Consider the following 26,984-nt stretch of genomic DNA (forward strand, 5'->3'; position numbering starts at 1 on the left):
TCACCCGGACACCGATGGGACGGGCGGCCGGAGGCGGGAAGCGTCTTCGGCCGGTTTTTCCCGTCCAAGTCGGGACGTTCGTCCCATGCACTCGGGATCGCCGGTCTCCTACCGTGAAGATCACGCTCCGCCGACCGGAACGCCGCCCGGGAGGCGGGGCGAGAAGGGGCGGTGGCGCCGGCGGGGCGCCGCCGCCCCAGCGCGCATCCAGGACGCCTGCGCCGCGGTCGCCGGTTTTGGCGCAGGGCCGCCGGTTGGTAAGCTGTGCGACTGCGTGTGGCGTAGCGCTGTGCCGCGAGCACCGCCGCCACGTTTTTTCGTTGGGGCCTGTTCCTTCCTCTTTGGGCAGGCGTGGAAATGCGACCAAGCTGAGGCACTGCGACGTGGCGAACATCAAGTCCCAGATCAAGCGGAACAAGCAGAACGAGAAGCGTCGGCTGCGCAACAAGGCCGTCAAGTCCGAGCTGAAGACGGCCATCCGCCGGTTCCGTGAGGCCCTGGAGGCCGGTGACGTCGAGGCCGCCATCGCTGCCCAGCGCCACGCGGCCCGCAAGCTGGACAAGGCCGCCAGCAAGGGCGTCATCCACAAGAACCAGGCCGCCAACCGCAAGTCGGCGATCGCCAAGCGCGCCGCCGCTCTCCTGCAGGAGAAGTAAGCGCTCCGGCCGCCGGCTTCCGGCCATGCCATGGACGCCGCACCCCGCGGGGGCAGCGGCGTCTTTGTGCTGGAGCGGCGGCCGTCCGCGCCGCGGCCCCACGGGCCTCTTCGCAAGCGAGGAGCCCTTGGCGGGCGGCTCCGGGCACGGGCCGGCGGGTTCGGCATCGCGCGGCCCGGGGCCGGAGGGCCCATCGATCTGCGGCGGCGGGAACGCCCCGGCAGAGCCTTTCTCGGCCTGGTTTGCGGGCCCTGTGAGCCGCTGCGGTGAGTCTTCCCGACGATCGGTGACGTGGGTCTGGGCGATCGGACGCTGAGTCGGATACCGTCGAGGGCTCCCGCCTCCGATGCCCAAGACCACGTGTTGGAAAAGGTTCAGCGGGCCGGAAGGGCCGGTGCCCGAGCTTTCAACGTCGCATGGCGGCCAGGTCCGCCGTCACCTTGGCCTCCACGTCGGCCCACGTGGGAGTGGGTACCACCCAGTCGGGCACCGGGCCGGTCTGGGGACCGAACAGATAACGGTGCGCAACGACGTCGCGGATCGCCTGGTGCACCCCCAGCCGGTCGTCGATCATGTGGGTGATCCCCAGCTCGGCGCAGTGGCGGGCCTTTTCGGCCCGCTGCCGGCAGAAACGCAGGTGGCCCGCGGGGATCCCGGTGCGCGTCCAAAACCGGTGGTGCTCCAGCCACAGCCGCGTCTTGCGCTCGGTGACCGGGCCGCACTTGGAGATGATCCACACCCGTCCGCCGAACAGGTCCGCCAGCCGGGGGAGCACTTCGAACGCCCCTTCCGTCGGAGGGCTCTCCAGCGCCTCCTGCAACGTGCCACCCACGAACATCGTGTCCGCGCCGTCGGGCAGCGCACCGCCTTGGATCACCCGGCCGAAATCCACTCCAAGGCGCCATTGCTCATGTTTCACATGGCCCATGCTCACCAGCGTGAAGCACAGAACGCTCCGGATCGAAGCGTTTTTTCGGCCTCCCTTCCGTTGGGCCTACAGGGGAAATGCTGAGCTCGCCGCTTCGCGGGCCGTAACCGGCAAGGGCGCGCACGGGGTCGCGGCGGGCGCCCCATGAGAAGATCATCACAGGCAAGGAATCGTCGGGGTTCTCCCAGCGATCGGCGTCGCTGAGGAGACGGCAGTCCGGGAGCTGTGGTGGAGACGCTGGTGATGCCGCAAAGGTGCCGGCATTCAGCGGTGGGCGCCCACCGGTCCGGCCCCTCGGCTCCGCGCCGAACCGGTGGAACGTCCTGCGGATCGTCCATGGCGGCACCCCGCAGACGGCAGACGCCGTCTCGGTCCCGGCCCGCCCGCCGGCTGGGACGGCGGCCTGGACAAGCCCAGGACGCGAAGCCGGCGCCGTCACCACCGGGTAGAGGGAGGCGTCCCCGGGCCGGCCACCCCGAGGAGAGGCGGCGCGATACGGACAGGCACCCCCTTCGATCAAGGAAGGCCAGTCACTCCTTCTCAGCTCCTGTTGCCCCTCTTCACCAGCGTGGCGGCGATCCCTTCCGCGGCTCGGGGCCCGGCGTCGTGCGGATCGTGCGGGAGGCGGCCGCCCTTTTGCGCGGATCCGCAGATCACGCGGTGGAAAGGCGCACCGGCGCATCACCGGAGGTTCCATGCGATACGAGGTCACGGTTGAGATCGACGCACCGGCCGAACGCGTCTGGGAGCATCTGATCGACGTCGAGCGCTGGCCCGAGTGGACCGCCTCGATGAGCCGGGTCGAGCTCCTTGGAAACAAACCGTTCGGTCCGGGCAGCGCCGTACGGATCAAGCAGCCCAAGCTTCCGCCGGCCGTGTGGACGGTGACCGGCTTCGTCCCCGGCTCGGCGTTCACCTGGGTCGCCAAAAGCCCGGGGGTCACCACCACCGCCCTGCACGAACTCGTCTCCGCCCCCGACGGCCCGCTGACCGTACGGCTGGTCCTTGAGCAGACGGGTCCCCTCGCTCCTTTGTTCGCCGTCCTGGTGGGACGGCTCTCCCGCCGTTACCTGAACATGGAGGCGCAAGGTCTCAAGCGCCGCGCCGAATCCCCCTGAAGCACCCGGTATCACCGGATGAGCGCGCATCCCGGAGTCCCGCTCGTCACCGGAGCACCGAGCGGCCGGCGCATCGACCATGCCTTCGCGTTCCATGCGGGACGACGGCCGCCGGTGCCATCCTCCCGGACGTGGCCGGTGCCAAGGGGAGGCCGGCAGGTTCCCGGGTGCGTCAGCGTCCTCCGCGGGCGGCGGTGATCTCCGCGATGGCCTTCTCCAGCGCGTACGCCGGATCGGTGGCGCCGCCCTTGACCTGGGCGTCGGCATCGGCGACCACCCGCAGGGCGCGGGCGATGCCGTCCGCCGACCAGCCGCGCAGCTGCCGCTGCGTCTTGTCGATCTTCCAGGGGGGCATGCCCAGCTCCTTGGCCAGCGCCGCGCCCCGGGCGCCGCGCGGAGCGCCGCTGACCTTCGCCAGGGCGCGGACGCCCTGCGCCAGGGCGCTGGTGATCTGGACCGGTGCCACGCCCGTGGCCAGCGCCCAGCGCAGTTTCTCGAGCGCCTGGACGAGATCTCCCTCCACCGCGCTGTCGGCGACGTTGAAGCCGCTCACCTCCGCCTGGCCCCGGTAGTAGCGGGCCACCGCCTCCTCGCTGATCTTGCCGCCGGTGTCGGCGACGAGCTGGCTGCAGGCGGCGGCCAGCTCCCGCAGGTCGTGGCCGACCGCGTCGACGAGGGCGCGGGCGGCCTCCGCGCCGATCGTCCCGCCGCAGCGGCGGACCTCCGCCCGCACGAACGCCACCCGCTCCCCCGGTTTGGTGATCTTCGAGCAGGTCACCTTGCGGGCGCCGGCCTTGGACAACCCGTCCACCAGGGCCTTGCCCTTGGCGCCGCCCGCGTGGACGGCGACCAGCGCGACGTCGTCGGCGGGGCGTTCGGCGTAGGCCAGCACCTCGGCGATCAGCTCCTTGCCCAGGTCCTGGGCCGAGCGCAGCACCAGCACCTTGCCGCCGCCGAACAGCGACGGCGAGGTCAGCTCCGCCAGCCGTCCCGCTTCCAGGTTCTCCGGCGTCAGATCGATGACCTCGGTCTCGGGATCGTCCGCCCGGGCCGCGGCGATCACCTCGCCCACCGCGCGCTCGGCGAGCAGCTCCTCATCACCGACGATCAGGGTCAACGGATCGGCAGGCATTCCAGCAGAATGCCACGCCGCCACCGGCCTCGCGCACCGGAACGCCCCGCCGTCCCACGCTGCGAGACGTCCATGCGCAAAGGCACCGCCCGGAACCTCCGCCACACACCGTTCCCGCAGGTGGAGCCGGGGACATCGGCGCCGGGAAGGCCGCAGCCTTCCGCAATACGTGATCTTGGGAGCCCGCACGGCATCCGATGCCGTGTCCTTGCAGGCCACGGCATCGCCCCCGCCTGCGCCATCACCGCCGCAGGAACGGCGTGCGGAAAGGCTTATCGAGGTTCTCTCAGCGATTCGGTGCCCCCGAGGACGGAGAGAAGGCCGAGGCCGGAGCAAAGTCCCTGGTGAGGATGCGGCAGGACGCCACCGAGCGGGCCGCAGGGGCGTACCGCCCACGGCCGGATATGGGGAGAGGACAGCCGGGACCGGCCGGTCGTGCCATGGCCCCGGCCGGGGCGTCACGATGCGAGCCGGGCTCCATATTCGCTGCGGAAACCTCGCTGTCACCTGCAACGGCAACAGGGCAGGACAGCGCAGGCATTTCACTCCTCGGTCTCCGAGGTCTTGCCCGAGGGTCTGCTGCGCATCCGTCCCATGGGCCTCTGTCCTCGGCCTCTAAGGTCACGTGCCGACAAGGCCGGCGGTTCGCGCCGTGAACTCACCGGTCAGCCGCCTTTTCTCGGTACGGCGGCCGGCCCGGCGGGAGTGGGGACGATGGCGATGTCGCCGTGCCGGTCGGTGCGGTAGACACGGGTGCCAAGGCGTTGCAGCAGGGCGAGGGTGCTGGGCGCCGGGTGGCCGTAGTCGTTGTTCTCTCCGGCGGAGATGATGGAGATCGCGGCGCGCGTGGCCGCCAGGAAGGCCGGATCCTGGTCACGGGCGCCGTGATGGGGGACCTTGAGCACCTGCACGGGCGGGACGTCGGGGATCAAAGCCCGCTGGGCCTCGGTCTCGATGTCGCCGGTCAGCAGGGCGCTGAAGCCGGGTTTGCGGGCGACCAGGACGATGCTGGCGTTGTTGACGGCCTCGTCGTCGGCTTCGGGACGCGCATCGGGCCGGGCCGTCTCCCAGGGGGCGAGGACGGTCAACGACAAGTCCCCGACATGCCACTGCCGGCCGGAGACGGCGGCGTGCAGGGGCAGCCCGAAGGCGTGCCGGGACTCCCTGCCGTCGCTGCGGGCGCTGATGACCACCGTCCCGACGGTGCGGCCGCGTCGTATCCCGGGGGTTCCCCCGATGTGGTCGGCATGGGGATGAGTGAGGACGAGCAGCGGCACGGTCTGCACTTTCAGGCGGTCCAGGCAGGCGTCGGCGAGGCCGGGGTCCGGCCCGGCGTCCACGACGACGGCGCTTCCCTTTCCCACCGCGAGCACGCTCGCGTCGCCCTGGCCCACGTCACAGGCGACCATCGCCCAGCCGGGCGGCGGCCAGGCCGGCGCCGTCACCCGTGCGGCGGCGCCGGCCAGGAGCGCTCCGGTGCCTGCCGCCGCCACGGCGATGAGCAGCAGGCGTTTGCGGAGCACCAGACAGCCGGCGACGAGCACGAACGTGAGGGTGACCGCGCCCAGGAAGCCGTCCTGCCAGGGGACGGTGGCGTGCGGCACCGCGGCCGCGGTCCGGGCCACGCCGATGATCCAGCCGACCGCCAGTCCCGCCGGCCACACCACGAGCCGGGCGAGGGTGAGCCACAGCGGGGCGATCACCGCGGCCAGCGCCCCCAGCAGCATGGCCACCGGGACCGCCGGAGCGGCCAGCAGGTTGGCCGCCACCGCCACCAGGCCGACCTGCCCGGTCAGCATCACCAGCACCGGGGCGCAGGCCAGCTGGGCCGCCGCCGCGACCGCCAGCGCCTCCGCCACCGGCCGGGGCAGCCACCGGGACAGCCGGTCCGTCCACGGCGGGGCCAGCAGCAACAGGCCGCCGGTGGCCAGCACCGACAGGGCGAACCCGTACGAGCGGGCCAGCCCCGGATCGATCAGGACCAGGACGAGCACGGCGCCGCCCAGCGCCGGCAGCCCCTGGCGCCGGCTGCCGGTGGCGAAGGCCAGCAGGCCGATCAGGGTCATCACCGTGGCCCGCAGCACGCTGGGTTCGGGGCGGGCGACCACGACGAACGCCGGCAGCGCCGCGACCGCCACGGCCGGAGCCCGCCGCCGTCCCAGACCGGCCAGGCGGCACAGCGTCAGGACCGCGCCGGCGACGATGGCGAGGTTGGCGCCGGAGACCACCATCAGATGGGTGAGCCCGGCGGCCGTGAAGTCCGCGGCGAGCTCGGGGTCGAGCCGCGAGGTGTCCCCGACGACCATCCCGGGCAGCACCCCGCGCTGGTCCGGCGCGAGCACATCGCAGGCCGCGCGCAGGCTCGCCCGCACCTTCTCGGCCGCGCGCCGCACGGCCGACGGCTCCGCCACGACGACCGGCGGCCCCCGGACGATCGCGACGGCCGCCAAGAGCTCGGCATGCCGCGGCGGGGACAGCCGTGCGGTGGCCTGGATTCGCTGACCGGGTACCAGAGCACGCCAGGCGTCCTCCGTCCCGATGAGCAGGACGGGCACCCGCACCCGAACGGTGCGTCCTTGGAGGCGTATCGCCTCCGCCCGGGCCCGCAACAGCACGATCCGCCGCCGCTCGGACGGCTTCACCACCGGATCACCGGTCACCACCGCCTCGATCGGCGCCCGCGTCCCGGCCCGGGCCGCCTCCCGCACCGGCCCGGACTCGACCGCCGACAGCCGCAGCCCCGTCCCGGCCGCCGCGGCGGCCGCACACGCCAGGACCGCCCCGGCCAGCCCGCAGAACGCAGGCCGCAACGCCCCACCAGCCGCTCCCCCGCTCTCCGGAGCGTCCCTCCTCCGCCTCGAGCGGGATAAGGATCCGGCGAGAAACGGCAGTGCTCCCAGCCCGCACCCCACGGCCACCCCATAGGCGACCGCCGCCGTGGCGCCCAGCAGGGCCCACGCCGTTCCCCAGACCCCCAGCGCGGGGATCACCAGCCGCAGGTCATGCCCCTGCCGTTCCCCGGCGTCCCGTCCGGTCATCAACACCGGCCACTCCTCCTTTCCATCGCGTTCTCCCTCCGCGCCCGGAGCCGCGGCGCAGGCACCCGGCCGAAACCGGCTGAACGCCCATGCGCTCCTGCGGGAAACCCGACCCGCCACGACACAGCCGAACGCGGAGCGCCCCACCGAGCGGCGCCGACGCATCAGGACACCCCGAACGAGCCGCCTAGGCCCACGGCCCCTTCCGAACTGGGCCACACCCACCGGCCGACAAGACCGCCGACGCGCCCCGAGCAGGCGGTGCCGCTCTCCGATCCGGCCCACACGACCTCACCGCGTCAGCCAGACCTCCTCACCAAGCACCAGGCCAAGTCAGACCCACACCCAGGACCAGCCGCCCACACCGGCACACCTCCAGACAGAGCCACACTCACCGGCCGGCAAGAGCACCAGCACATCCCAAACAGGCAGTGCCGATCTCCGATCCAGCCCACACGACCCCACCGCATCGGCCAGACCTCCTCACCAGGCGGTAACCCACCCCCAGGACCAGCCCCCACACCGGCACCCCCTCCAGACAGAGCCACATTCGCCGGCTGGCAAGAGCGCCGGCGCGCCTCAGGCAGGCGGTGCAGATGGCCGGTCTGGCCGCGCGGTCCGGCCGTCTCGATCGCGTCCTCAACCGGGCGGCAAGTCGGGTCAGACGCGCACCCGGGTTCTGAGTTCGGCGTATCGGCGAGCGCCTATGCCCGTCACTTCCTGGAGTTGCTCGACGGAGCGGAAACCGCCGTTTCGGGTGCGGTACTCGATGATCCGCTGGGCCAGGACCGGGCCCACTCCGGGGAGGGTTTCGAGTTGTTCGGCGGTGGCGGTGTTCAGGTCGATGAGTCCGCCGGGGGCGCCGGCGTCCTGGGGGCCGGCGGGCATGGCGTCCGGTGGGGGCATGGCGGTGGTGGGGGCGGGCAGGCCGATCATGAGCTGCTCACCGTCCACCAAGCGGCGGGCCAGGTTGAGGGAGCCGGTGTCGGCGCCCGGGCGCAGCCCTCCGGCGGCCTGGATGGCGTCTGCGACCCGCGCGCCGGGCGGCAGGGTCACCACGCCGGGTTTGCGGACCTTCCCGGCCACGTGGACGACGAGGTTCGCGGCGCTGGGAGCGGGATGGAGGACGGGCGAGGCGACGACCGAGGGCGCGGGGACGGCGTCGGCGGACGGCTGCGGGCGAGGGCGGGACAGCCACAGGTAACCGCAGGCGAGAAGGACGGCGAGCGCTCCCAGGACGGCCAGGGCTCGGGCTCCGGGGTGTCCGGGGGTAAGACGCGCCGCCCACGCACCGGCCCGCCCGGCGAAGGACGGGACTTCGGCGTCCTCCCCTGTTTGGCCGTTCTTTCCCAGCCGGGCGAAGGGGTCGGACGCCGGGTGTCCTGTACCGCCGAGAGGTTCGGCGGGGCCCAGCGGCGGCGTCTCTGCGGGGAACGGGCCGGGCGCAGAGCGGTCCACCGGGTCGGGGTCGGGCATGGCGACCCACTCCGGAGGCTCGGGAGAGGAGCGTAAATATGCAGCGGGAGGGTCCTGCCGAGGGCCGTGCATCAGGTCCTCGAAACGCGCAGAAGCGGCTGGTGGGCGGCGTCCGGGTTCAGCTCTCATGTCATCGACGCTAAAAGCCCGGCCCCGCATGCGGCAGAATCCCGGCGAGTTGTGGAAAACCGTCGCCAGGCGGCGGTCACCGGCCACGGACGCCGTCTGCCGGGGGACCGCGGGACCGCTTGGCACGGTCCCAGCGAATGCCAGACTCAGCCCGGGTCAGTGCACGACGGGGACGCCGCCGCGCCACACCCGCAGGGCGCGCAGCCCGAAGGCCCAGGCGAAGGCACCCTCATGGTCGGCGTCCCACAGCACGATGTCGGCCATCATGCCCGGCGCCAGCGTGCCCCGGTCGCCCACCCGCAGCGCCGCGGCCCCGCCGAGGGTGGCCGCGCGCAGCGCCTCGGTGACGCTGAGGCCGAACATCGCCACGGCCAGCCCGATGACCAGCGGCATGGAGGTGATGCCGCACTGCCCGGGGTTGTGGTCGGTGCCCAGGGCGAGGGTGACGCCGTGATCGAGCATCTTGCGCACCGGGGCGAGCGGCCGGTCGGTGTTGAGGGAGCTGCCGGGGCAGACGGTGGCGGTGACCCCGGCGTGCGCGATCGCCTTGATGTCCTCGTCGGTGGCGTGCGTGAGGATGTCCGCGGAAGCGCAGCCCATCTCGGCGGCGACCTGCGCGGCGCCGGTGCGCTCGTTGGCGCAGGCGTGCATGCGCGCCTTCAGGCCGACCCGCTTGGCCGTGTACAGCAGGACGCGGGCCTCTTCGGGGGTGAAGTGGCCCTCGTCGCAGTAGACGTCCATGCTGTCGGCGCCGGCCGCGGCGGCGTCCCCGGTCCACTGGCGGACCGCCTCGACGTAGTCGCGGCGGCGGCCGAAGTACTCCGGCGGCAGGATGTGGGCCGCCAGGAAGGTGGCGTGGACGCGCGGCATGGACGGCTCGCTCTCCAGCGAGCGCAGCATCCGGATGTCGGCCAGTTCCCCGTCGCGGGTCAGGTGGTAGCCGGTCTTGGCCTCCACCGTGGTGGTGCCGTCCTCGATCCAGCGCCGCAGCCGCTCCCGGACGCTGTTGCACAGCGTCCAGGGGTCGGTGCCGCGGGTCACGGTGATGGTGGAGTTGACGCCGCCGCCGGCCGCGGCGATCTCCGAGTAGGTCGAGCCGCTGGTGCGCATGGCCAGCTCGGCCCAGCGGTTGCCGGCGTACACCGGGTGGGAGTGCGCGTCGATCAGGCCGGGAGTGACCAGTCCCCCGCCGAGGTTCTCCACGTGGTCGACATCGACGATGTCGTCGATCACACCGGGCACGCTTTGCGGCAGGTCGGCCGCGGGGCCCGCCCATACGATCCGGTCGTTGTGGATGAGGATGGCGGCATTGCTGCACACATCGGTGCCCGTCCAGAGCCTGCCGATGTTCGTCAACAGCCGTACCGTCATGGGGTCACCGACCCGTATACGGCAATGCGCCGCCAGGCGCTGAACCGGACGCCATGCAGTGGGTCACCTGCTCTCGATCGGATCCGCCGACTGGATGCCGGCGAATCACCGCCTGGGAGTCGGGTGGTCGCCTGACCACCTTGAGCGACGAGACCGGAGATATCGGTTTCGACAAGGTAGACCACACACCGCCCAGTGGACAACCTCTTGTGAGCAACCACAACCGAAGGAAAAGAAGTCGTCGGCATGCGGTCTGCCCGCAGGAGAGCCCTCCGGGGCGGACGAGGGCGAGCACGCTGGGCATGCCCGGCGCGCCGGACAGGCCCGCCATCTGTGCGGCACGACAGCATGCTCATCACTTTCCCGGCTTATCCGCCGACACCCACCAAAACCGACAAAACACCCACCTCATTACAAGAGCCACATAAAATATGTGATCTTGTCTCCGGTCCCGCGGCCACCCACCCCTTGGTCATTCAGACCGTACGGATTCCCACGGTTTCGTCAAGGCGAATGCCAAAGATGTAACCACTGAACCTTTTCCAGCCCCGCGGCCCTGGGCGCCGCGGACGGGAGCCCGGATGGTGTCCGGTACCGCGCCCTTCCAGGTCACGGCATCGTCCCTGACTGTGATGTCCTCGTCTCGGCCTGTGAAAACGGCGCGTTGAAAAGGCTCACCGAGCCCAGCCGGTTGCGACCGATCACACTGGGCGGTTCAAAGCCCGCCGCCGGGCCACGCTCAGCGCCGTCCCGCCCGCCGGCGGGAAGCCCGGTCGCGGCGCTGCGGGCGACGACAGCGGCGTCGCCCCCCGCCGCGGCCGGCTCCTCCGCAACGTCCAAGGGCTCCCGCCGCCTCTCGCAAGAGGCGGCGGGAGCCCTCTTCAGCTCATGAGGCAGAAGGTCGTCCTCGCCCTGGCCGCAGGTCCGGCAAGGTGCCGGGCCCACCGGCTGAACGACGGCCGTTCTCGCAGGTCAGAGCGCCTCTGCCGCGACGTACCGGTCCAGCTCGGCCGCCAGGGCCGCCGGGACCCGGGCGTGCAGCCGGGTGCCCTCGGCGGTGTGCTCCTGGGAGAACACCTCGCCCAGCTCATGGATCCGCGCCACCAGGTCGCCCCGCTCATACGGCAGCACGACCCGCACCTCGCGCCCCACTTCCGGCAGCTCGGCCTCGATGGCCGCCATCAGCTCCTCGATGCCGGCGCCGGTGCGGGCGGAGACCACGACGCTGCCGGGCTCGCGGCGGCGCAGCCGGGCCAGCGTGAGCGGGTCGGCGGCGTCGGCCTTGTTGATCACGACCAGCTCCGGCACCCGGTCGGCGCCGATCTCGCGCAGCACCTGCCGGACGGCGTCGATCTGGGCCTCGGGCTCGGCGTCGGAACCGTCCACCACGTGCAGGATCAGGTCGGCCTGGGTGACCTCCTCCAGGGTGGAGCGGAACGCCTCGACCAGCTGGTGCGGCAGGTGCCGGACGAACCCGACCGTGTCGGCCAGTGTGAACGGCCGGCCGCTGGGCGTCTGGGCCCGGCGCACGGTGGGGTCCAAGGTGGCGAACAACGCGTCCTCCACCAGCACGCCCGCCCCGGTCAGCCGGTTGAGCAGCGAGGATTTGCCGGCGTTGGTGTAACCGGCGATGGCCACCGACGGGATGCGGTTGCGGCGCCGGTTGCTCCGCATGGTCTCGCGGGTCTTGGCCATCTCGGCGATCTGGCGGCGCAGCTTGGCCATCCGGGCGCGGATGCGGCGCCGGTCCAGCTCGATCTTGGTCTCACCGGGGCCGCGGCCGCCGATGCCCACGCCGCCGGCGGCCCGGCCGCCGACCTGGCGGGACAGGTTGCCGCCCCAGCCGCGCAGCCGGGGCAGCAGGTACTCCAGCTGGGCCAGCTCGACCTGGGCCTTGCCCTCGCGGCTGCGGGCGTGCTGGGCGAAGATGTCCAAGATCAGCGCGGTCCGGTCGATGACCTTGACCTTGACGATCTCCTCCAGGTGCCGCAGCTGGCTGGGCGACAGCTCACCGTCGCAGATCACCGTGTCGGCGCCGGTGGCGCGCACGATCTCGGCCAGCTCGGCGGTCTTGCCCGAGCCGATGTAGGTGGCCACATCGGGCTTGCTGCGCCGCTGGATCAGGCCCTCCAGCACCTGGGAGCCGGCGGTCTCGGCGAGCGCGGCCAGCTCGCGCAGGGAGCTTTCGGCCTGCTGCGCGGTGCCCTCGGTCCACACGCCCACGAGCACGACCCGTTCGAGCCGCAGCGTGCGGTACTCGACCTCGGTGATGTCGGCGAGTTCGGTGGACAGCCCGGCGACCCGGCGCAGCGCCTGGCGGTCGGCCAGGTCGAGCTCACCGGTCAGCGGCTCGTCGCGGAAGTCCTCCGGCGTGCCGTCGTCCCGGCCGTCGCGATGGATCTGCGGGTCTTCGAAAAAAGCAGAAGTCATATGTCCTCTACAACGCCGTTGGACGGCCGGATCCTTCCCGACGATCGTGCCACGCCGCCCGGCCGGATGGCCACGTGATTTATCGGCCGTTTCACACCTGTCGTCCCGGTGCCGGCGCCGCCCGGGCGGGCGCCCCGGCCTGTGCTTCCCGGCCGTGCGCGCCACAGGCCGGGCGGACTCGCGCCGGGGCCGCTCACGCTGCAGCGGAGTCCGGGGAGCTTCCCGAGGGCATGACTGGGGACGGCCCTCGCGGCCCGGCCGGGCGCACTGGGCGGGGGCCGCTTTGACCCGGGCGAATACCGGGCAGTAGCGTTCCACTAAACAGAAGTCTGTTTTCACGATACGAAAGGGCAGGCAGATGACCGCACCCGACGGTGTGGAGGTCACCGGTCCCCTCCACGAGCGCTACGACGAGATCCTCACGCCCGAGGCGCTGTCCTTCCTGGCCACGCTGCAGCGCGAGTTCGGCGCGCGGCGCAAGGAGCTGCTGGCCGCCCGCGCCGAGCGGGAAAAGCAGCTGGCCGCCGGGGGCACGCTGGACTTCCTGCCGGAGACGGCGCACATCCGCGCCGACGACAGCTGGCGGGTGGCCGAGCCGGCGCCCGGCCTGGTGGACCGGCGGGTGGAGATCACCGGCCCCACCGACCGGAAGATGACGATCAACGCGCTGAACTCCGGCGCCAAGGTGTGGCTGGCCGACTTCGAGGACGCCAACACCCCGCTGTGGGAGAACATGATCCAGGGCCAGATCAACCTGCGGGACGCCCTGGACCGCACCATCGACTTCACCGACCCCAAGACCGGCAAGAGCTACGCGCTGCGGCCGGACGAGGAGCTGGCCACCATCGTGGTCCGCCCCCGCGGCTGGCACATGGAGGAAAAGCACGTCCTGGTGGACGGGGAGCCGATGAGCGGCTCGCTGTTCGACTTCGGGCTGTACTTCTTCCACTGCGCCCGCCGCCAGCTCGCCAAGGGCAAGGGCCCCTACTTCTACCTGCCCAAGATGGAGAGCCACCTGGAGGCGCGGCTGTGGAACGACGCCTTCAACCTGGCCCAGGACGAGCTGGAGATCCCGCGCGGCACCATCCGCGCCACCGTGCTGATCGAGACCATCACGGCGGCGTTCGAGATGGAGGAGATCCTGTATGAGCTGCGCGACCACTCCGCCGGGCTGAACGCCGGCCGCTGGGACTACCTGTTCTCGGTGATCAAGAAGTTCCGCTCCCGGGGCGCGGAGTTCGTGCTGCCGGAGCGCAACGCCATCACCATGACCGCCCCGTTCATGCGGGCCTACACCGAGCTGCTGGTGCGCACCTGCCACAAGCGCGGCGCCCACGCCATCGGCGGCATGGCCGCCTTCATCCCCTCCCGCAAGGACCCCGAGGTCAACAAGGTCGCCTTCGAGAAGGTGCGGGCCGACAAGACCCGGGAGGCCAACGACGGGTTCGACGGCTCGTGGGTGGCCCACCCCGACCTGGTGCCGGTGTGCCGGGAGGTCTTCGACGGCGTGCTGGGCGACAAGCCCAACCAGCGCGACCGGCTGCGCGAGGACGTCAAGGTCTCCGCCGCCGACCTGCTGGCCTTCGACAAGACCCCCGGTGAGATCACCGAGGCGGGCCTGCGCAACAACATCGACGTGGCGCTGCGGTACCTGGCCACCTGGCTGGGCGGCAACGGCGCGGTGGCCATCCACAACCTGATGGAGGACGCCGCCACCGCCGAGATCTCCCGCTCCCAGGTCTGGCAGTGGATCAACAACGGGGTGACCCTCAAGGAGGGCCAGAAGGTCACCAAGGAGCTCGTCGAGAAGATCATGGACGAGGAGCTGGCCGGCATCCGCGCCGAGCTGGGCCAGGCCTACGACGAGCCGCGCTACAACCAGGCCGTCGCCCTGTTCAAGGAGGTCACGCTGGCCGACGAGTACGCCGAGTTCCTCACCCTGCCGGCCTACGAGCGCATGCCCTAGTCTCCGCAGCAGCTCTCTGCACGGAAAATCCGGTGCCGGGGCGCGCCCACGGGCGTGTCCCGGCACGGCCGTGACCACCAGCGCCCGGGAGGCCGAGGGATGAGTTTGCAGGATCTGGCCGGCAGGTTCACCGAGCTGCTGGGGCCGGAGCAGGTGATCACCGACCCGGTGCGGCTGCGCACCTACGAGTGCGACGGGCTCACCTACCACCGGGCCACGCCGGGGCTGGTGGTGCTGCCCGACACCGCCGAGCAGATCGCCGCGATCGTCCGCCGGTGCGCGGCGGCGGGCGTGCCGTACGTGGCGCGCGGCTCGGGGACGGGCCTGTCGGGGGGCGCGCTGCCGCGCAGCGACGGGGTGCTGATCGTCACCTCGCGGATGCGCCGCATCCTGCACATCGACCCCGACAACCAGCGGGCGGTGGTGGAGCCCGGCGTGATCAATTTGGAACTGTCCCGGGCGGCCCGGCCGCATGGCTACTACTTCGCCCCCGACCCCTCCAGCCAGCAGATCTGCACCATCGGCGGGAACGTGGCGGAGAACTCCGGCGGGGCGCACTGCCTGAAGTACGGCTTCACCGCCCACCACGTGCTGGCCTGCGAGATCGTCACCCCGGACGGGGAGATCACCACGATCTCCCGCGACGGCGGCGGCTATGACCTGCTGGGCGCGTTCGTGGGCTCCGAGGGCACGCTGGGCATCACCACCAAGATCACCGTGCGGCTGACCCGGCTGCCGGAGACGGTGCAGACGCTGCTGGCGGCCTTCCCCTCCATCGAGGCGGCCGGCAGCGCGGTGTCGCAGATCATCGCGGCCGGGGTGGTGCCGGCGGCGATCGAGATGATGGACGCGCTGGCCATCGAGGCGGCCGAGGCGGCGGTGGCCTGCGGCTATCCCGAAGGCGCCGCGGCGGTGCTGGTGGTGGAGCTGGACGGCCCGGCCGCCGAGGTCGAGCACCAGTTCGCCGAAGTGCGGCGGCTGTGCCGCCAAGAGGGCGCCTTTGAGATCCGCGTCGCCTCCGACGAGACCGAACGCGCCCTGATCTGGAAGGGCCGCAAGTCGGCGTTCGCCGCGGTGGGCCGCATCAGCCCCGCCTACCTGGTGCAGGACGGGGTGATCCCGCGCACCGCGCTGCCGCAGGTGCTGGCCGACATCGAGGAGCTGTCGCGGCGGGCGGGAGTGCGGGTGGCCAACGTCTTCCACGCCGGGGACGGCAACCTGCACCCGCTGGTGCTGTTCGACGACTCCGAGCCGCAGGCCGCCGAGCGGGCCGAGCAGGTGGCCGGGCAGATCCTGGACCTGTGCGTGCGGCACGGCGGGTCGATCACCGGCGAGCACGGGGTGGGCGTGGACAAGGCCCGTCACATGCCGCGCATGTTCACCGAGACCGACCTGGACACCATGCAGATGGTGCGCTGCGCCTTCGACCCGGCCGGACTGTGCAACCCCGGCAAGATCTTCCCCACGCCCCGGCTGTGCGGGGAGGTCCCCAGGGTGCGCAAGGAGCCGCATCCGCTGGTCCAGCAGGGAAAGGCGGAATTGTTCTGATGGACGCCCTCCACAAGCGGGCGCTGTCGGCGCTCAGCCGGGTCTGCGGGGAGGTGCGGGAGGGCCTGCCCGCCGAAGGGGTGCTCGGCGTGGTCCCGGCGGTGGTGGCCGCGCCGCGCACCGTCGCCGAGGCCGCCGAGGTGATGCGGGTGGCCGCCGAGCTGGAGCTGGCGGTGGTGCCGCGCGGCGGCGAGACCCGCCTGGAGTGGGGGCTGCCGCCCGAGCGCTGCGATCTGCTGATCGACACCACCGGCCTGGCCAGGGTGGTCGAGCACGCCGCCGGCGACCTGGTGGTCACGGTGGAGGCCGGGGTGACGCTGGGCCGGCTGGCGGAGGTGCTGGCCGGTGCCGGGCAGCGCCTGGCGCTGGATGTGCCGACCCCGCACTCCACGGTGGGCGGCACGGTGGCCGCCGGGGCCGGCGGGCCGTCCCGGCTGCTGCACGGGTCGGTCCGCGACCTGCTGATCGGGGTGACGATGATCCGGGCGGACGGGCGCATCGCCCGCTCCGGCGGCAAGGTCGTCAAGAACGTGGCCGGCTACGACCTGGGCAGGCTGCTGGCCGGGTCGTTCGGCACGCTCGGGCTGATCGTGGAGGCGGCCTTCCGGCTGCACCCGCTGCCGGGCGCCCGGGCGTATGTCAGCGGCGAGTTCGGCGACGTCGCGCAGGCCCATCGGGCGGCGCAGCGGGTGCTGCACTCCCCGCACGTGCCCAGCGCGATCGAGGTGGACACCGAGATCGGCGGGGCGGTGCGGTTGTGCGTGCTGCTGGAGGGCGTGCCGGAGGGGGTGGCGGCCCGCGCCGAGGCGGTGGCGGACCTGCTGGGCGCCGGCGCCCGCATCGCCGACGTCCCGCCGCCGTGGTGGGGCCTTTACCCGGACGGCACCACGCTGATCGAGCTGACCGGCCCGCCGACGGCGCTGCCGCGCATCGCCGGCACGCTGCAGGAGCACCGGGCCGCGGAGACGGTGCTGCGCGGGTCGGCGGGGGCGGGCATCTGGCACGTGGGGCTGGGGTCCGCCGAGCCGCAGGCCGTGGCGAAGCTGCTGGCCGATCTGCGCGGCATGCTGGCCCCGCTGCCGGGCGGCGCGGTGGTGCGCTATGCCCCCCAGGCCGTCCGCGAGGAGATCGACCTGTGGGGCCCGATCCCGGCCCTGGCGCTGATGCGGCGGGTGAAAGAGCAGTTCGACCCCGGCCGCAGGCTGTCGCCCGGCCGTTTCGCGGGAGGGATCTGATGACGTCTGCAAGCCGGGAGCCGGCTTCGCTGATCGGCGACTGCGTGCACTGCGGGTTCTGCCTGCCGACCTGCCCCACGTACGTGCTGTGGGGCCAGGAGATGGACTCCCCCCGCGGCCGCATCCACCTGATGAAGCAGCACCTGGAGGGCGAGCCGCTGGGGCCGGCCATGGTCGAGCACTTCGACCGGTGCCTGGGCTGCATGGCGTGCGTGACGTCGTGCCCGTCCGGGGTGCGCTATGACCGGCTGATCGAGACGACCCGGCAGCAGGTGGAGCTGGAGCATGTGCGTCCGGCCGCCGAGCGGGCCGTCCGGGAGCTGATCTTCCGGTTGTTCCCCCACCCCCGGCGGCTGCGCATGCTGCGCGGCCCGCTGCGCGTCTACCAAAGCAGCGGGCTGGACCGGCTGGCCGAGCGCACCGGGGCGCTGCGGCTGCTTCAGCGGTGGGCGCCGGCGCTGGCGGCGATGGAACGGCTGGCGCCGCCGCTGGGACGCCCGTCCCGCCTGCCGCGGCGGGTGGCCGCGCGCGGCCGGCACCGGGCCACGGTGGGCATGCTCACCGGCTGCGTGCAAAGCGAGTTCTTCCCCGAGGTCAACGCCGCCACCGCCCGGGTGCTGGCGCTGGAGGGCTGCGATGTGGTGATCCCGCCCGCCCAGGGCTGCTGCGGCGCGCTGTCGGTGCACGCCGGCCGCCGCGAGGAAGGGCGGGAGCTGGCGCGCCGGACGATCGCCGCACTGGAAGGCGTGGACGTGGTGGTGGTCAACGCGGCCGGCTGCGGCTCGACCATGAAGGAGTACGGCGAGCTGCTCGCCGACGACCCGGTGTGGGCGGCGCGGGCGAGGGAGCTGAGCCGCCGCACCCGCGACCTGGCCGAGTTCCTGGTGGAGCTGGGGCCGCGCGCCGAGCGGCATCCGCTGGAGATGACGGTGGCCTACCACGACGCCTGCCACCTCTCCCACGCCCAGGGGATCCGCCAGCAGCCCAGGCGGCTGCTGGCGGAGATCCCCGGGCTGACCGTGCGGGAGATCCCCGACCCCGACATCTGCTGCGGCTCGGCCGGGATCTACAACCTGCTGCAGCCGCAGGCCGCGGCCGAGCTGGGCGACCGCAAGGCGGCCGGGGTCGCCGGCACCGGCGCCGAGCTGCTGGTGGCCGCCAACCCCGGATGCTCGATGCAGATCGCCGCGGCGCTGCGCCGCCGGGGGAAGCAGATCGCGGTGGCGCACACCGCGCAAGTCCTGGACGCCTCGCTGCGGGGACTGGGCCGAAACGCGCTATTGCCCCGCTGACTTGGACAGACAGCGGCCGGGAAGACGCCGGGGAGCCGCGGTGCTACTGACATGCAATCCAATTTCTCCGGGGGCCCAAAGCATCGCACCAGTCCCTGCTGTATCGTCTGCCGCTAAGCCATACCGGCGGAAAGCGCAACGGTTCCACCCGAACCGTTGATCTACTGTGAAACGGCCGTGATCCGGTCGCGATCACCGTCCACCGGACCGAACACCGCATCCACCGCAGGCGTCACGAGGGGCCGGACGCTCTCACCGACCGGGAACGAACGATGTCCAACAGCTATCGCTCGCAGCGCCGTCGCAAGCAGCGCAACGCCGGAAAGGTCGGGCTGGCCGGCGCGCTCACCGGAGCCCTCGGCATCGGCGCCGTCGTCGCCGGCTACGTCGCGCTCAAACCCGACGCCGAGCCGTCGTCCCCGCCGGCGATCGGCGCCCAGGAGAGCACCCAGGGCGGCGGCGCGGTCACCGACGCCCCCCGCACCGGGCCGACCCTGAACGTCACCACCCCCGAGGGCTACGGCTACGGGCTGGGCGCCGCCCGGGCGGGCACCGACGACTCTCCCCTGCCCGGCAGCACCCCGCTCCCCAAGGGCACCACCTACGCCTACGCCGAGTACGTGCTGACCAACACCCAGCAGCGGCCCATCCTGCTGGACTTCCCCGCCGACCTGTTCCTGCCGCTGAAGTACGTGCCCTCCTCGGCGCGCAAGCGCTGCATGCCGCAGCCGGGCGTCCCGGAGGACATGTGCACGCTGCCCAACCGCAGCCGGATCACCGCCCGGCTGAACGGCTCGCCGGGCCTGATCGCCGACGGCGCCGACAAGCTGATGCCGCCCGGCTCCTCCTACCTGGTGCGCATCGCCACCGAGCTGCCGGTCAGCGCCCGCATCGATCCGGCCGACATCCGGCTGTATGTGTGGAACGCCCGCTTCACCAGCGACCGCAAGGGCATCGAGGTCCAGATGCCCGAGCGGGACTCAGAAAGCCGGGCGGGGCGCTAGCCGGCCGGGCGGGCGAGGAAACCGATGTCCTCATAGGCCAGGTCGCAAAACCCCCGGGCGCCGAAGTTGGCCAGCTCCCCGCGCACCGCCACCAGCTGCGGACGTTGATACAGCGGCAGCACGGCGGCCTGCCGCCACACCAGCCGGTCGGCCTCGTTGACCAGACGGCGGGCCTTGACCGGGTCGAGCTCGGCGACGGCCCGGTCCATGGCGGCGTCCAGCCGCGCCGAGCCGACCCGCGCGTAGTTCTGCTGGATGCCGCCGCGGCGCGGCATGGCGAACACCGCCCGGTTGGCGGAGACGGGGAACGGGGTGCCCAGCCAGGAGAACGGCACGATGTCGAAGTCGCCGGGCAGCACATGGCGGTCGAACAGGTCATCGGTGGGCACCGGGTGGATGTCGATCCGCACCCCGATCCGCGCCAGCATGGCCTGCACCAGCTCGCCCTCCCGCCGGCTGATCTGCTGGGTGGCGGGCACCACGAAGCGCAGCGCCAGCACCCGGCCGTCCTTGACCCGGTAGCGTCCGGTGCGGCGCCAGCCCGCCTCCTCCAGCATCCGCGCCGCCCGCTGCGGGTCATGGCCGCCCAGCACACCGGAGTTGTCGACATAGCCGGCCTGGGTGTGCATGAAGAAGTGGTTGCCGAGCACCTGGACCGGCCAGTCCAGGTCCTTTAAGTCGGCCTCGGCCAGCGCCCGCCGGTCGATCCCGATCATGATCGCCCGGCGCACCCGCACGTCCGCCAGGATCGGGCCGGCGGCGTTGAAGGTCAGGTGCCGCCAGTCCGGCCCGGCCGCCCGGCGGATCACCGCGCCCGGCACCCCCAGCGCCCGGCGGTAGGCGGCCGCGTCGCCGCCGGCCTCCAGCACGTCCACCTCGCCGTTGGCGAAGGCGCCGGGCATGGCGGCGGGGTCCATCACCCGGAAGACGATCCGGTCCAGCAGCGCGGGCCGCCCCCACCAGCGCGGATCGCGGACGATGGTGATCGTTTTGGCGGTGCGGTCGATGGACTCGACGCGAAACGGGCCGGCGGTCACCGGCACCCGGTGCAGCCAGCCCCGGTTGAAGACCTGCGGGTCCCGGCTGGTCGCCGCCGGGTACAGCGGGCTGAACAACGCCCGCCAGTCGGCGAACGGGCGGGCGAAGGTGACCACCGCCTGCCGCTCGTTCCGGCCCCGGCGGACGCCGGCGATCCGGTCATAGCCGGTGACGGCGGCGACCTGGAAGCGGGCGTCGCGCCCGGACAGGGCGCGGGCCTGGGCGGCGAAGTCCCGGTAGGTGATGGGGGTGCCGTCCGACCAGCGCGCCTTGGGGTTGATGGTGTAGGTGACGGTCTGGACGGGCCTGGTGCGGATCTTCACATCCGCCAGGTACTCGGGGACGGGGTGGGAGACGCCCGCGGCGTCCGAGCGCATCAGGTAGGGCATCACCCCGCGCAGAACCTCGTTGACCACGCCCTTGGATCCGTTGAGGTGGTGGAAGTTCCACTGAGCGGGGAACTCGGGCATCGGCCGCCGCAGCGTGCCCCCGCTGCGCAGCCGCTCGCGGGGCATCGGGTTGATGTCGTGGGAGGGAATCTGGGACACGTGCTCGGGCGTCCTGCCGGCCGACGGCCCGAAGTCGCAGCCGGCCAGCGCCGGCAGGGCGGCCAGCACGATCACGCACGCCAGGGCGGGCGCCGAGGCCCGCACTTTCACGGGGTCGTCCATGGGGGCATCGCCTCCGGGTAGTGGCACGCCGCGAACTGGTCCGGGCCGACCCGCAGCGGCCCGGGATCGTCCTGCTCGCAGCGCCGTGACCGGGCGGGGTCCAAGGCGGCATAGCGGGGGCAGCGGATGCGGAACCGGCATCCGGCGGGCGGTGGCCTCCCCTCGTGCTCGGGGGGCGCCGCCGGCGGCGGGAAGCGGCGCCGCCCGCCCCGGGGGTCGGGGGGCAGCACGGCCGCCAGCAGTTCCCGCGTGTAGGGGTGGGCGGGCCTGCGGTAGACCTGGCCGACCTCGCCCGCCTCCAGGATCCGGCCCCGGTACATCACCGCGACCCGGTCGGCGACGTGCCCGACCATCGCCAGGTCGTGCGCCACCAGCAGGCAGGCCGGCCCGAGGCGGGCCTTGAGGTCCTGCAGCAACTTGAGCACCCCGGCCTGGACCGATGCGTCCAGTGCCGAGACCGGCTCATCCAGCAGCAGCAGCCGGGGGTCGGTGGCCAGGGCGCGGGCGATGGCCACCCGCTGCCGCTGCCCGCCCGACAGGCTCGCCGGGTACCGTCCGGCCAGCTCCGCCTCCAATCCCACCAGCGCCAGCAGTTCCTCGATCCGGGCGGCGGCGTGGCGGCGGGGCAGGCCGCAGGCGCTCAGCGGCTCGGCCAGCACGTCGGCGACGCGCATCCGCGGGTCCAGGCAGGAGGAGGGGTCCTGGAAGACCAGCTGGATGCGGCGGCGCAGCGCCTTGCGCCGGGCGGCGGTGAGGGCGGCGACGTCGTGGCCGAGCACGGTGATCCGCCCGCCCTGCGGGGCGCGCAGCCGCGCGATCTCCAGCAGGGTGGTCGTCTTGCCGGCGCCGGACTCGCCGACCAGCGCCAGCGTCTCCCCGGCCCGCACCGTGAAGGAGACGCCGTCGAGGACGGGCACCGTCTCGGCCCGGCGCAGCGGCCCGGATGAGCGCAGCCGGTGGCGGCTGACCAGGTCGCGCACTTCCAGCACCACCGGCCGCTCGGTGCGGCCGGACGGCGCGCGGGCGGCGGGCGGCCCACTGAACGGCGCCGCGGGCCTGGGGTAAAGGTCCCCGGGGTCGCCGATGTCCTGCAGGCAGGCGACACGGTGGCCGTCCTCCCCCACCGTTCGCGGCTCGGGTTCGGTGCGGCGGCAGCGCGGCTGAGCGACCGGGCAGCGCGGGGCGAACGGGCAGCCCGGCGGCAGGTGCCCCGGAACCGGCGGGGCGCCCTCCAGTGCCACCAGGCGTGACCCTGCCGGTCCCGCGGTGGAGGGGGTCTCCTCCAAACGCGGCACCGACCGCAGCAGCCCGATGGTGTAGGGCATCCGGGGACGGGTGCAGACGGCCTCCACCGGGCCGGTCTCCACGGCCCGCCCGGCGTACATCACCAGCACCCGGTCGGCCAGGTGCGCCGCCACCCCCAGATCGTGGGTGATCACGATGACCGCGGCCCCGGTGGTCTCCCGGGCCCACTGCAGCACGCCCAGCGTCCGGGCCCGGGCGAGACCGTCCAAAGCGGTGGTGGGCTCGTCGGCGACGATCACCGACGGGCGGTTGGCCACGGCCATCGCGATCATGACCCGCTGCCGCATGCCGCCGGACAGCTCGTGCGGGTGGGCGCGGGCGCGCCGGGCGGGGTCGGGGACGCCCACCAGGTCCAGCAGTTCCACCGCGCGGGCGCGGGCGGCCGCGCGGCGCAGCCCCTGGTGGACCCGGATGGTCTCGGCGATCTGGTCGCCCACCGGGCGGACCGGGCTCAGCGCCGCGGCCGGATCCTGGAAGATCATGGCGATGTCCCGGCCGCGGACGGCGGCCAGCTCGGCGTCGGTTCGCCCGATCAGTTCCCGTCCGTGCAGCCGGACCGAGCCGCCGATCTTGGTGCCGGGCGGCAGCAGTCCCATGAGGGCCAGGGCGGTGGCGGACTTGCCGCAGCCGGACTCGCCGACGATGCCGAGCACCTCCCCGCGCTTAAGAGAGAAGTCCACGCCCCGCACCGCCGGCACCCGTCCGCCGTGAAACCCCACCCGCAGGTCCCGGACCTCCAGCACGGTCACCGGGCACCGCCCCCCGCGGCCGGGTCCAGGGCATCGCGCAGTCCTTCGCCCACCAGGTTCACCGCCAGCACGGTCAGCACCAGCAACGCGGCGGCGAACCCGAACAGCCAGGGGAAGGCGGTCACCGCGCCGCTGCCGTCGGCGATCAGCGTGCCCAGCGAAACGTCCGGCGGCCGTACCCCGAACCCGAAGTACGCCAGGGCGCTTTCGGCGACGATGGCGACGCCGACGTTGAGCGTGCCGTCGATGATCAGCAGTGAGGCCAGGTGGGGCAGGATGTGCCGTAGCACGGTGCGCACGGGGCCGACTCCCATGTAGCGGGCGGCCAGCACGAACTCGCGCCGTTTCAGCGAGATCGTCATGTGCCGGACCATCCGCGCGGTGATCGTCCACATGACCGCCGCCAGCACCGCCACCAGCAGCGGCCAGGTCGCCCCCAGCGCCGGGGACAGCATCGCCACGACCAGGAATGCCGGCACCACCAGCAGCAGGTCCGTCCCCCACATCAGCGTCCGGTCGATCCAGCCGCCGGCGTACCCGGCCGTGATCCCCACCAGCGCGGCCAGGGCGGTCGTCAGCGCCGCCGCGCAGAACCCGATGAGCAGGGAGCGCCGCATGCCGCGCAAGGTGAGGGCGTAGACGTCCCGGCCGCTGTCGGTGGTGCCGAACCAGTGCTCGGCGGACGGGGGCTCGCGGATCGCGGTGAAGTCGGTGTCGGTCCACTCCCACCGCGACAGCGCCGGGCCGGCGAAGGCCAGCAGCACCAGTGCCCCCAGCAGGGTCAGCCCCAGCACGGCCCGGCGGTCGGCCAGCACCCGCCGCGCCCATAGCGCGGTGCGGGAGGGCAGCGGCCGCGGCACGGCGGTCACCGGACCGCTCCGGCCCTGGGGTCCAGCAGCCGGTGCGCGACGTCGGCGACCAGCCCGGCCAGCAGCACCAGCAGCGCGGCCAGCAGGCCGACGGCGGCGACCACGTTGACGTCCCCGCGGTGCAGTGAGTCGATCAGCCATTCACCGACGCCGTGCCAGCCGAAGATCTTCTCGGTGAAGAAGGCGCCCAGCAGCACCGCCCCGAACGTGTAGGCCAGGTAGGTGGTCACCGGGGCCAGCACGGTGCGCAGCCCGTGCCGCAGCAGCGCCCGGCGGCGCGTCAGCCCCCGCGCCATGGCCGCGCGCACGAAGTCGGCGCCCAGCACGTCCAGCATCAGATGGCGCTGGTAGCGGCTGATGACGGCGGCCTGCACCAGCACCACCGTCACGGTGGGCAGCAGCAGGTGCCGCAGCCGCTCGCCCAGCCGCGCGCCGCCGTGGCCCGGCGTGTACTCCCCCACCCACTCAAAGAGCTGCACGCCGGTGAGGCGGTTGATCCGCTCGGCGCCCAGCTGGAGCAGCACGGCCAGCACGAAGACCGGGGTGGACAGCAGCACGAACGAGCAGACGGTGATCAGCCGGTCGCCCGCCCCGTTCCGGCGGATCGCCGTGCCCGCGCCGGCCAGCACGCCCAGCGCCCCGCCGAGCAGGACGCCGGCCGCCAGCAGCCGGAGGCTGACCAGGGCGCGGCGCCGCAGCTCGGGGGCGACCGGCTCGCCTTCCAGGGTCCGGCCGAGGTCGCCGCGCACCGCCGCGCGCGCCCAGGTGGCGTAGCGCCGGAACAGGGGCGTGCGGTCGTTGAGGTTGAGGGCGGTCAGCTCGGCGTCCACGACGGCGTCCGGCGGGCGGGGGTTGCGCTGCTCGAAATGGGCGCGCGGCCGGAGGGCGGAGGCCGCCAGCAGGTAGGTCAGGCTGGCCGCCAGCACCACGAGCACCACCCCGTGCAACAGCCTGCGAACCAGGAAACCCGCCACCTACTCCCCCTTGAGACCAGGGCAGTACGGCATGTTACTGAGTCGTCACGGGACGCGCAGGGAAATCGGGACCTGGTGCGTTCGTTCCGTTTCGGAACGTGATCCCAGAGGGGGCCGTGATGCGCGGCCGGGGAGGAGGCCGGGTCTCGACGCGACGGCCTGGTCCCGGTGTTCCCGCAGTTCGGCCCACGGGCCCGGAGTCGGCGCGGCCTCGTCGACGCCCGCCCGGCGAGGCGTTGCGAACGCCCAGTGGCTCTCGACACGCCGAAGGCGGCCGCCCGCGGAACGTTCCGCAGGCGGCCGCCTTCGCGGTTCGCCTCAGGCCGATCGGCCGGAAGTCCGGTCAGGCGCCGGGCCAGGGCTGCTGGTACCCGGTGCCGCCGGGCTGGGCGGGCGGGGGCAGCGGCGAGCCGTGGGTGCCGGGCAGCGGGGCCGCGGGGCCGCCCCCGTAGCCGGGCTGCCCCGGCGGCGGGCCGACCGGCGGGACGGGCTGCTGCGCGCCGAAGGGGGACGGGCCGGCGGGGAAGACCGGGCCCTGGCCGTCACCCGGGCCGCGCCGCGAGCGGCGGCGGCGGAGCACCGTGACCACTCCCAGGGCGGCACCGGCCACGGCCCCCACCGCCAGGCCGCCCACCACCCAGGTGACCAGCGGGGCCGGGGTCTCGTCCTTGCCGGCGTTGATGGCCGCCTGCGAGTCGCTGATGTACTTGGCGACGTACGGGTGACCGGGGTTGAGGGCCTGCACCTCGCGGAACTTCGGCAGCGCCCTCTTGTAGTGCCGCTTGAAGTAGGAGTCCAGGGCCTCGTTGTAGGCGACGGTGGTGTTCGAGGTGACGGGCTTGACGTTCTTTTCGTTCAGCTTCTCCTTCACCACGCTGACCGGCAGCACCAGCTGCTGGTTCTGCGCCGACTGGCCGTTGGCGTCGTTCAGGCCCGCGATGAGGATGCCCACGACCTTGCCGGAGTCGCTGAACACCGGGCCGCCGGAGTTGCCGCCGTAGGCCGGCGCCTGGGTCTGGAAGTAGGGCACGCCGGTCTGCGTGCTGCGCTGGGCGTTGTAGGGGCCCTGGGTGAAGGTCGGCTGCAGCTTGCTCTCCAGGCTGAGGGTGCCGTTGTTGGTCACCGTGCCGGGGAAGCCGTCGATGTAGAGGGTGTCGCCGACCTGCACGTCGTCATCGGCGCCCAGCTCCAGGGTGGGCAGGTTCTGCTGCCCGTTGACCTTCAGGACGGCCACGTCCTTGCCCGGGTAGCTCTCCCCGGCCGTCACGATCTCCACCGGCAGGGCCTTGGCGGACTTGTCCACCCCGCCGCCCTGGACGCTCTGCAGCACCGAGGTGGACTGGCTGACCTCGCCCATCTTCAGGTGCTTGGCGTTGAACTGCACCACCAGCTCGGTGGCCTTTTCGATGTTGTCGTCGTTGGCCTGCCCCTCCTGGGCGATGGCCTGGATCAGCTCCTGGACGTCCTGCTTGTTGATCTGCTCGAGCGCCTGCTCGGCGAAGGTCTGGCTGAGCTGCTCGGTGTCGGGCTTGATGCAGTGCGCGGCGGTCACCATGTACCCGTCCGGGCTCACCCACCACCCGGTGCAGGTGCCGGAGACCTTGGCCTCGACCACCCGCTGGGGGGCCACCGGGCGCAGGAAGCGGTCCACGTCCGCGGCCCACCGCTCCAGGATGTACTTGTAGAGGCTCTGCTCGTCCCGGGGGATCTCCCCGTTGACCACCTTGCGGATGGTCTCCTGGACCAGCTTTTCCACCTCGGCGTCGTTGGTGGCCATGGTCGGCACCGACAGCTGCGCCGAGTACTCCGTGACCAGCAGCTGGACGGCCGGGTGCGATCTGGCCGCCAGCTTGGTGGCCAGCGGTGTCTCCTTGTCCTCGGCCCATGCCGGCCCGGCCACGGCCGGCACCGCCAGCCACACCGCGACCAGCGCACCGATCAGCCTGCGCATTTTTTCGCCGCTCCCTCACAACTTCTTTCGGCCGGCCCGGTTCTTCGGGCATCGGCTCGGCCAGTGTGGGGAACGCGCTGTCCCGCCGTCATGAGACGACCGCC

18 protein-coding genes are annotated in these 26,984 nt (G+C 72.8%); 7 read left to right on the plus strand and 11 right to left on the minus strand.

The window, feature by feature from the left end; genetic code table 11:
* Positions 1–383: 383 nt before the first annotated feature.
* Entirely contained in the window at positions 384–656 is a 273-nt protein-coding gene (rpsT, locus tag BUE48_RS16220) for a 30S ribosomal protein S20 (protein ID WP_012853585.1), read from the plus strand.
* A 406-nt stretch (positions 657–1,062) separates the two neighbouring features.
* On the opposite strand, the gene BUE48_RS16225 is transcribed toward rpsT, so the two are convergent.
* Positions 1,063–1,533, minus strand: coding sequence for a hypothetical protein (locus tag BUE48_RS16225; protein WP_286990407.1), 471 nt, complete (start codon positions 1,531–1,533; stop codon positions 1,063–1,065).
* 746 nt (positions 1,534–2,279) lie between these two features.
* On the opposite strand from BUE48_RS16225, the gene BUE48_RS16230 reads away from it, so the two are divergent.
* Positions 2,280–2,702, plus strand: coding sequence for an SRPBCC family protein (locus BUE48_RS16230; protein ID WP_012853587.1), 423 nt, complete (start codon positions 2,280–2,282; stop codon positions 2,700–2,702).
* A gap of 172 nt (positions 2,703–2,874) precedes the next feature.
* Here BUE48_RS16230 and holA read toward each other — a convergent pair whose 3' ends face one another.
* From holA to hflX, 5 genes are all read right to left on the minus strand, one after another.
* Entirely contained in the window at positions 2,875–3,834 is a 960-nt protein-coding gene (gene holA, locus BUE48_RS16235) for a DNA polymerase III subunit delta (protein WP_286990408.1), read from the minus strand.
* Between the two features lie 665 nt (positions 3,835–4,499).
* Entirely contained in the window at positions 4,500–6,872 is a 2,373-nt protein-coding gene (locus tag BUE48_RS16240; RefSeq protein WP_286990622.1) for a ComEC/Rec2 family competence protein, read from the minus strand.
* A gap of 660 nt (positions 6,873–7,532) precedes the next feature.
* A complete protein-coding gene (locus tag BUE48_RS16245) occupies positions 7,533–8,348 on the minus strand; it encodes a ComEA family DNA-binding protein (protein WP_286990409.1) in 816 nt (271 codons plus the stop codon).
* A 285-nt stretch (positions 8,349–8,633) separates the two neighbouring features.
* A complete protein-coding gene (gene hutI, locus BUE48_RS16250; protein ID WP_012853591.1) occupies positions 8,634–9,848 on the minus strand; it encodes an imidazolonepropionase in 1,215 nt (404 codons plus the stop codon).
* 972 nt (positions 9,849–10,820) lie between these two features.
* Positions 10,821–12,278: a GTPase HflX gene (hflX, locus tag BUE48_RS16255; RefSeq protein ID WP_286990411.1), complete on the minus strand. Its 1,458-nt coding sequence runs from the start codon at positions 12,276–12,278 to the stop codon at positions 10,821–10,823.
* Between the two features lie 358 nt (positions 12,279–12,636).
* Here hflX and aceB point away from each other — a divergent pair, with 358 nt between their 5' ends.
* From aceB to BUE48_RS16280, 5 genes are all read left to right on the plus strand, one after another.
* A complete protein-coding gene (aceB, locus tag BUE48_RS16260) occupies positions 12,637–14,244 on the plus strand; it encodes a malate synthase A (RefSeq protein ID WP_012853593.1) in 1,608 nt (535 codons plus the stop codon).
* A 99-nt stretch (positions 14,245–14,343) separates the two neighbouring features.
* Entirely contained in the window at positions 14,344–15,792 is a 1,449-nt protein-coding gene (locus BUE48_RS16265; RefSeq protein WP_286990412.1) for an FAD-linked oxidase C-terminal domain-containing protein, read from the plus strand.
* Entirely contained in the window at positions 15,792–17,027 is a 1,236-nt protein-coding gene (locus tag BUE48_RS16270) for an FAD-binding oxidoreductase (protein WP_286990414.1), read from the plus strand. The genes BUE48_RS16265 and BUE48_RS16270 overlap by 1 nt, the downstream gene beginning before the upstream one ends.
* Positions 17,027–18,319: a heterodisulfide reductase-related iron-sulfur binding cluster gene (locus tag BUE48_RS16275; RefSeq protein ID WP_012853596.1), complete on the plus strand. Its 1,293-nt coding sequence runs from the start codon at positions 17,027–17,029 to the stop codon at positions 18,317–18,319. Before BUE48_RS16270 ends, BUE48_RS16275 begins: the two co-directional genes overlap by 1 nt.
* Before the next feature lie 272 nt (positions 18,320–18,591).
* A complete protein-coding gene (locus BUE48_RS16280; protein ID WP_012853597.1) occupies positions 18,592–19,323 on the plus strand; it encodes a hypothetical protein in 732 nt (243 codons plus the stop codon).
* On the opposite strand, the gene BUE48_RS16285 is transcribed toward BUE48_RS16280, so the two are convergent.
* From BUE48_RS16285 to BUE48_RS16305, 5 genes are all read right to left on the minus strand, one after another.
* Positions 19,320–21,032, minus strand: a complete 1,713-nt coding sequence (locus BUE48_RS16285; protein WP_012853598.1) for an ABC transporter family substrate-binding protein — start codon at positions 21,030–21,032, stop codon at positions 19,320–19,322. The genes BUE48_RS16280 and BUE48_RS16285 overlap by 4 nt on opposite strands.
* Positions 21,017–23,086, minus strand: coding sequence for a dipeptide ABC transporter ATP-binding protein (locus tag BUE48_RS16290; protein ID WP_286990416.1), 2,070 nt, complete (start codon positions 23,084–23,086; stop codon positions 21,017–21,019). Before BUE48_RS16290 ends, BUE48_RS16285 begins: the two co-directional genes overlap by 16 nt.
* Complete coding sequence (locus BUE48_RS16295; RefSeq protein ID WP_012853600.1) at positions 23,083–23,955, minus strand: ABC transporter permease; 873 nt, start codon at positions 23,953–23,955, stop codon at positions 23,083–23,085. The genes BUE48_RS16290 and BUE48_RS16295 overlap by 4 nt, the downstream gene beginning before the upstream one ends.
* Positions 23,952–24,929 (minus strand): ABC transporter permease, encoded by a 978-nt coding sequence (locus BUE48_RS16300; RefSeq protein ID WP_012853601.1) that lies wholly within the window; start codon positions 24,927–24,929, stop codon positions 23,952–23,954. The genes BUE48_RS16295 and BUE48_RS16300 overlap by 4 nt, the downstream gene beginning before the upstream one ends.
* 343 nt (positions 24,930–25,272) lie before the next feature.
* Positions 25,273–26,880, minus strand: coding sequence for a S1 family peptidase (locus BUE48_RS16305; RefSeq protein WP_286990419.1), 1,608 nt, complete (start codon positions 26,878–26,880; stop codon positions 25,273–25,275).
* Positions 26,881–26,984 lie beyond the last annotated feature (104 nt).

It is taken from the genome of Thermomonospora sp. CIF 1 (assembly GCF_001896795.1).
GTDB classification, from domain to species: Bacteria; Actinomycetota; Actinomycetes; order Streptosporangiales; family Streptosporangiaceae; genus Thermomonospora; species Thermomonospora curvata.

Excerpts from the sequence above, each read along its gene's own strand:
- BUE48_RS16230 (WP_012853587.1), top strand. The coding sequence starts at position 2,280 with ATGCGATACGAGGTCACGGTTGAGATCGACGCACCGGCCGAACGCGTC.
- holA (WP_286990408.1), bottom strand. The coding sequence starts at position 3,834 with ATGCCTGCCGATCCGTTGACCCTGATCGTCGGTGATGAGGAGCTGCTC.
- BUE48_RS16240 (WP_286990622.1), bottom strand. The coding sequence starts at position 6,872 with ATGACCGGACGGGACGCCGGGGAACGGCAGGGGCATGACCTGCGGCTG.
- BUE48_RS16245 (WP_286990409.1), bottom strand. The coding sequence starts at position 8,348 with ATGCCCGACCCCGACCCGGTGGACCGCTCTGCGCCCGGCCCGTTCCCC.
- hutI (WP_012853591.1), bottom strand. The coding sequence starts at position 9,848 with ATGACGGTACGGCTGTTGACGAACATCGGCAGGCTCTGGACGGGCACC.
- hflX (WP_286990411.1), bottom strand. The coding sequence starts at position 12,278 with ATGACTTCTGCTTTTTTCGAAGACCCGCAGATCCATCGCGACGGCCGG.
- aceB (WP_012853593.1), top strand. The coding sequence starts at position 12,637 with ATGACCGCACCCGACGGTGTGGAGGTCACCGGTCCCCTCCACGAGCGC.
- BUE48_RS16265 (WP_286990412.1), top strand. The coding sequence starts at position 14,344 with ATGAGTTTGCAGGATCTGGCCGGCAGGTTCACCGAGCTGCTGGGGCCG.
- BUE48_RS16270 (WP_286990414.1), top strand. The coding sequence starts at position 15,792 with ATGGACGCCCTCCACAAGCGGGCGCTGTCGGCGCTCAGCCGGGTCTGC.
- BUE48_RS16275 (WP_012853596.1), top strand. The coding sequence starts at position 17,027 with ATGACGTCTGCAAGCCGGGAGCCGGCTTCGCTGATCGGCGACTGCGTG.
- BUE48_RS16280 (WP_012853597.1), top strand. The coding sequence starts at position 18,592 with ATGTCCAACAGCTATCGCTCGCAGCGCCGTCGCAAGCAGCGCAACGCC.
- BUE48_RS16285 (WP_012853598.1), bottom strand. The coding sequence starts at position 21,032 with ATGGACGACCCCGTGAAAGTGCGGGCCTCGGCGCCCGCCCTGGCGTGC.
- BUE48_RS16305 (WP_286990419.1), bottom strand. The coding sequence starts at position 26,880 with ATGCGCAGGCTGATCGGTGCGCTGGTCGCGGTGTGGCTGGCGGTGCCG.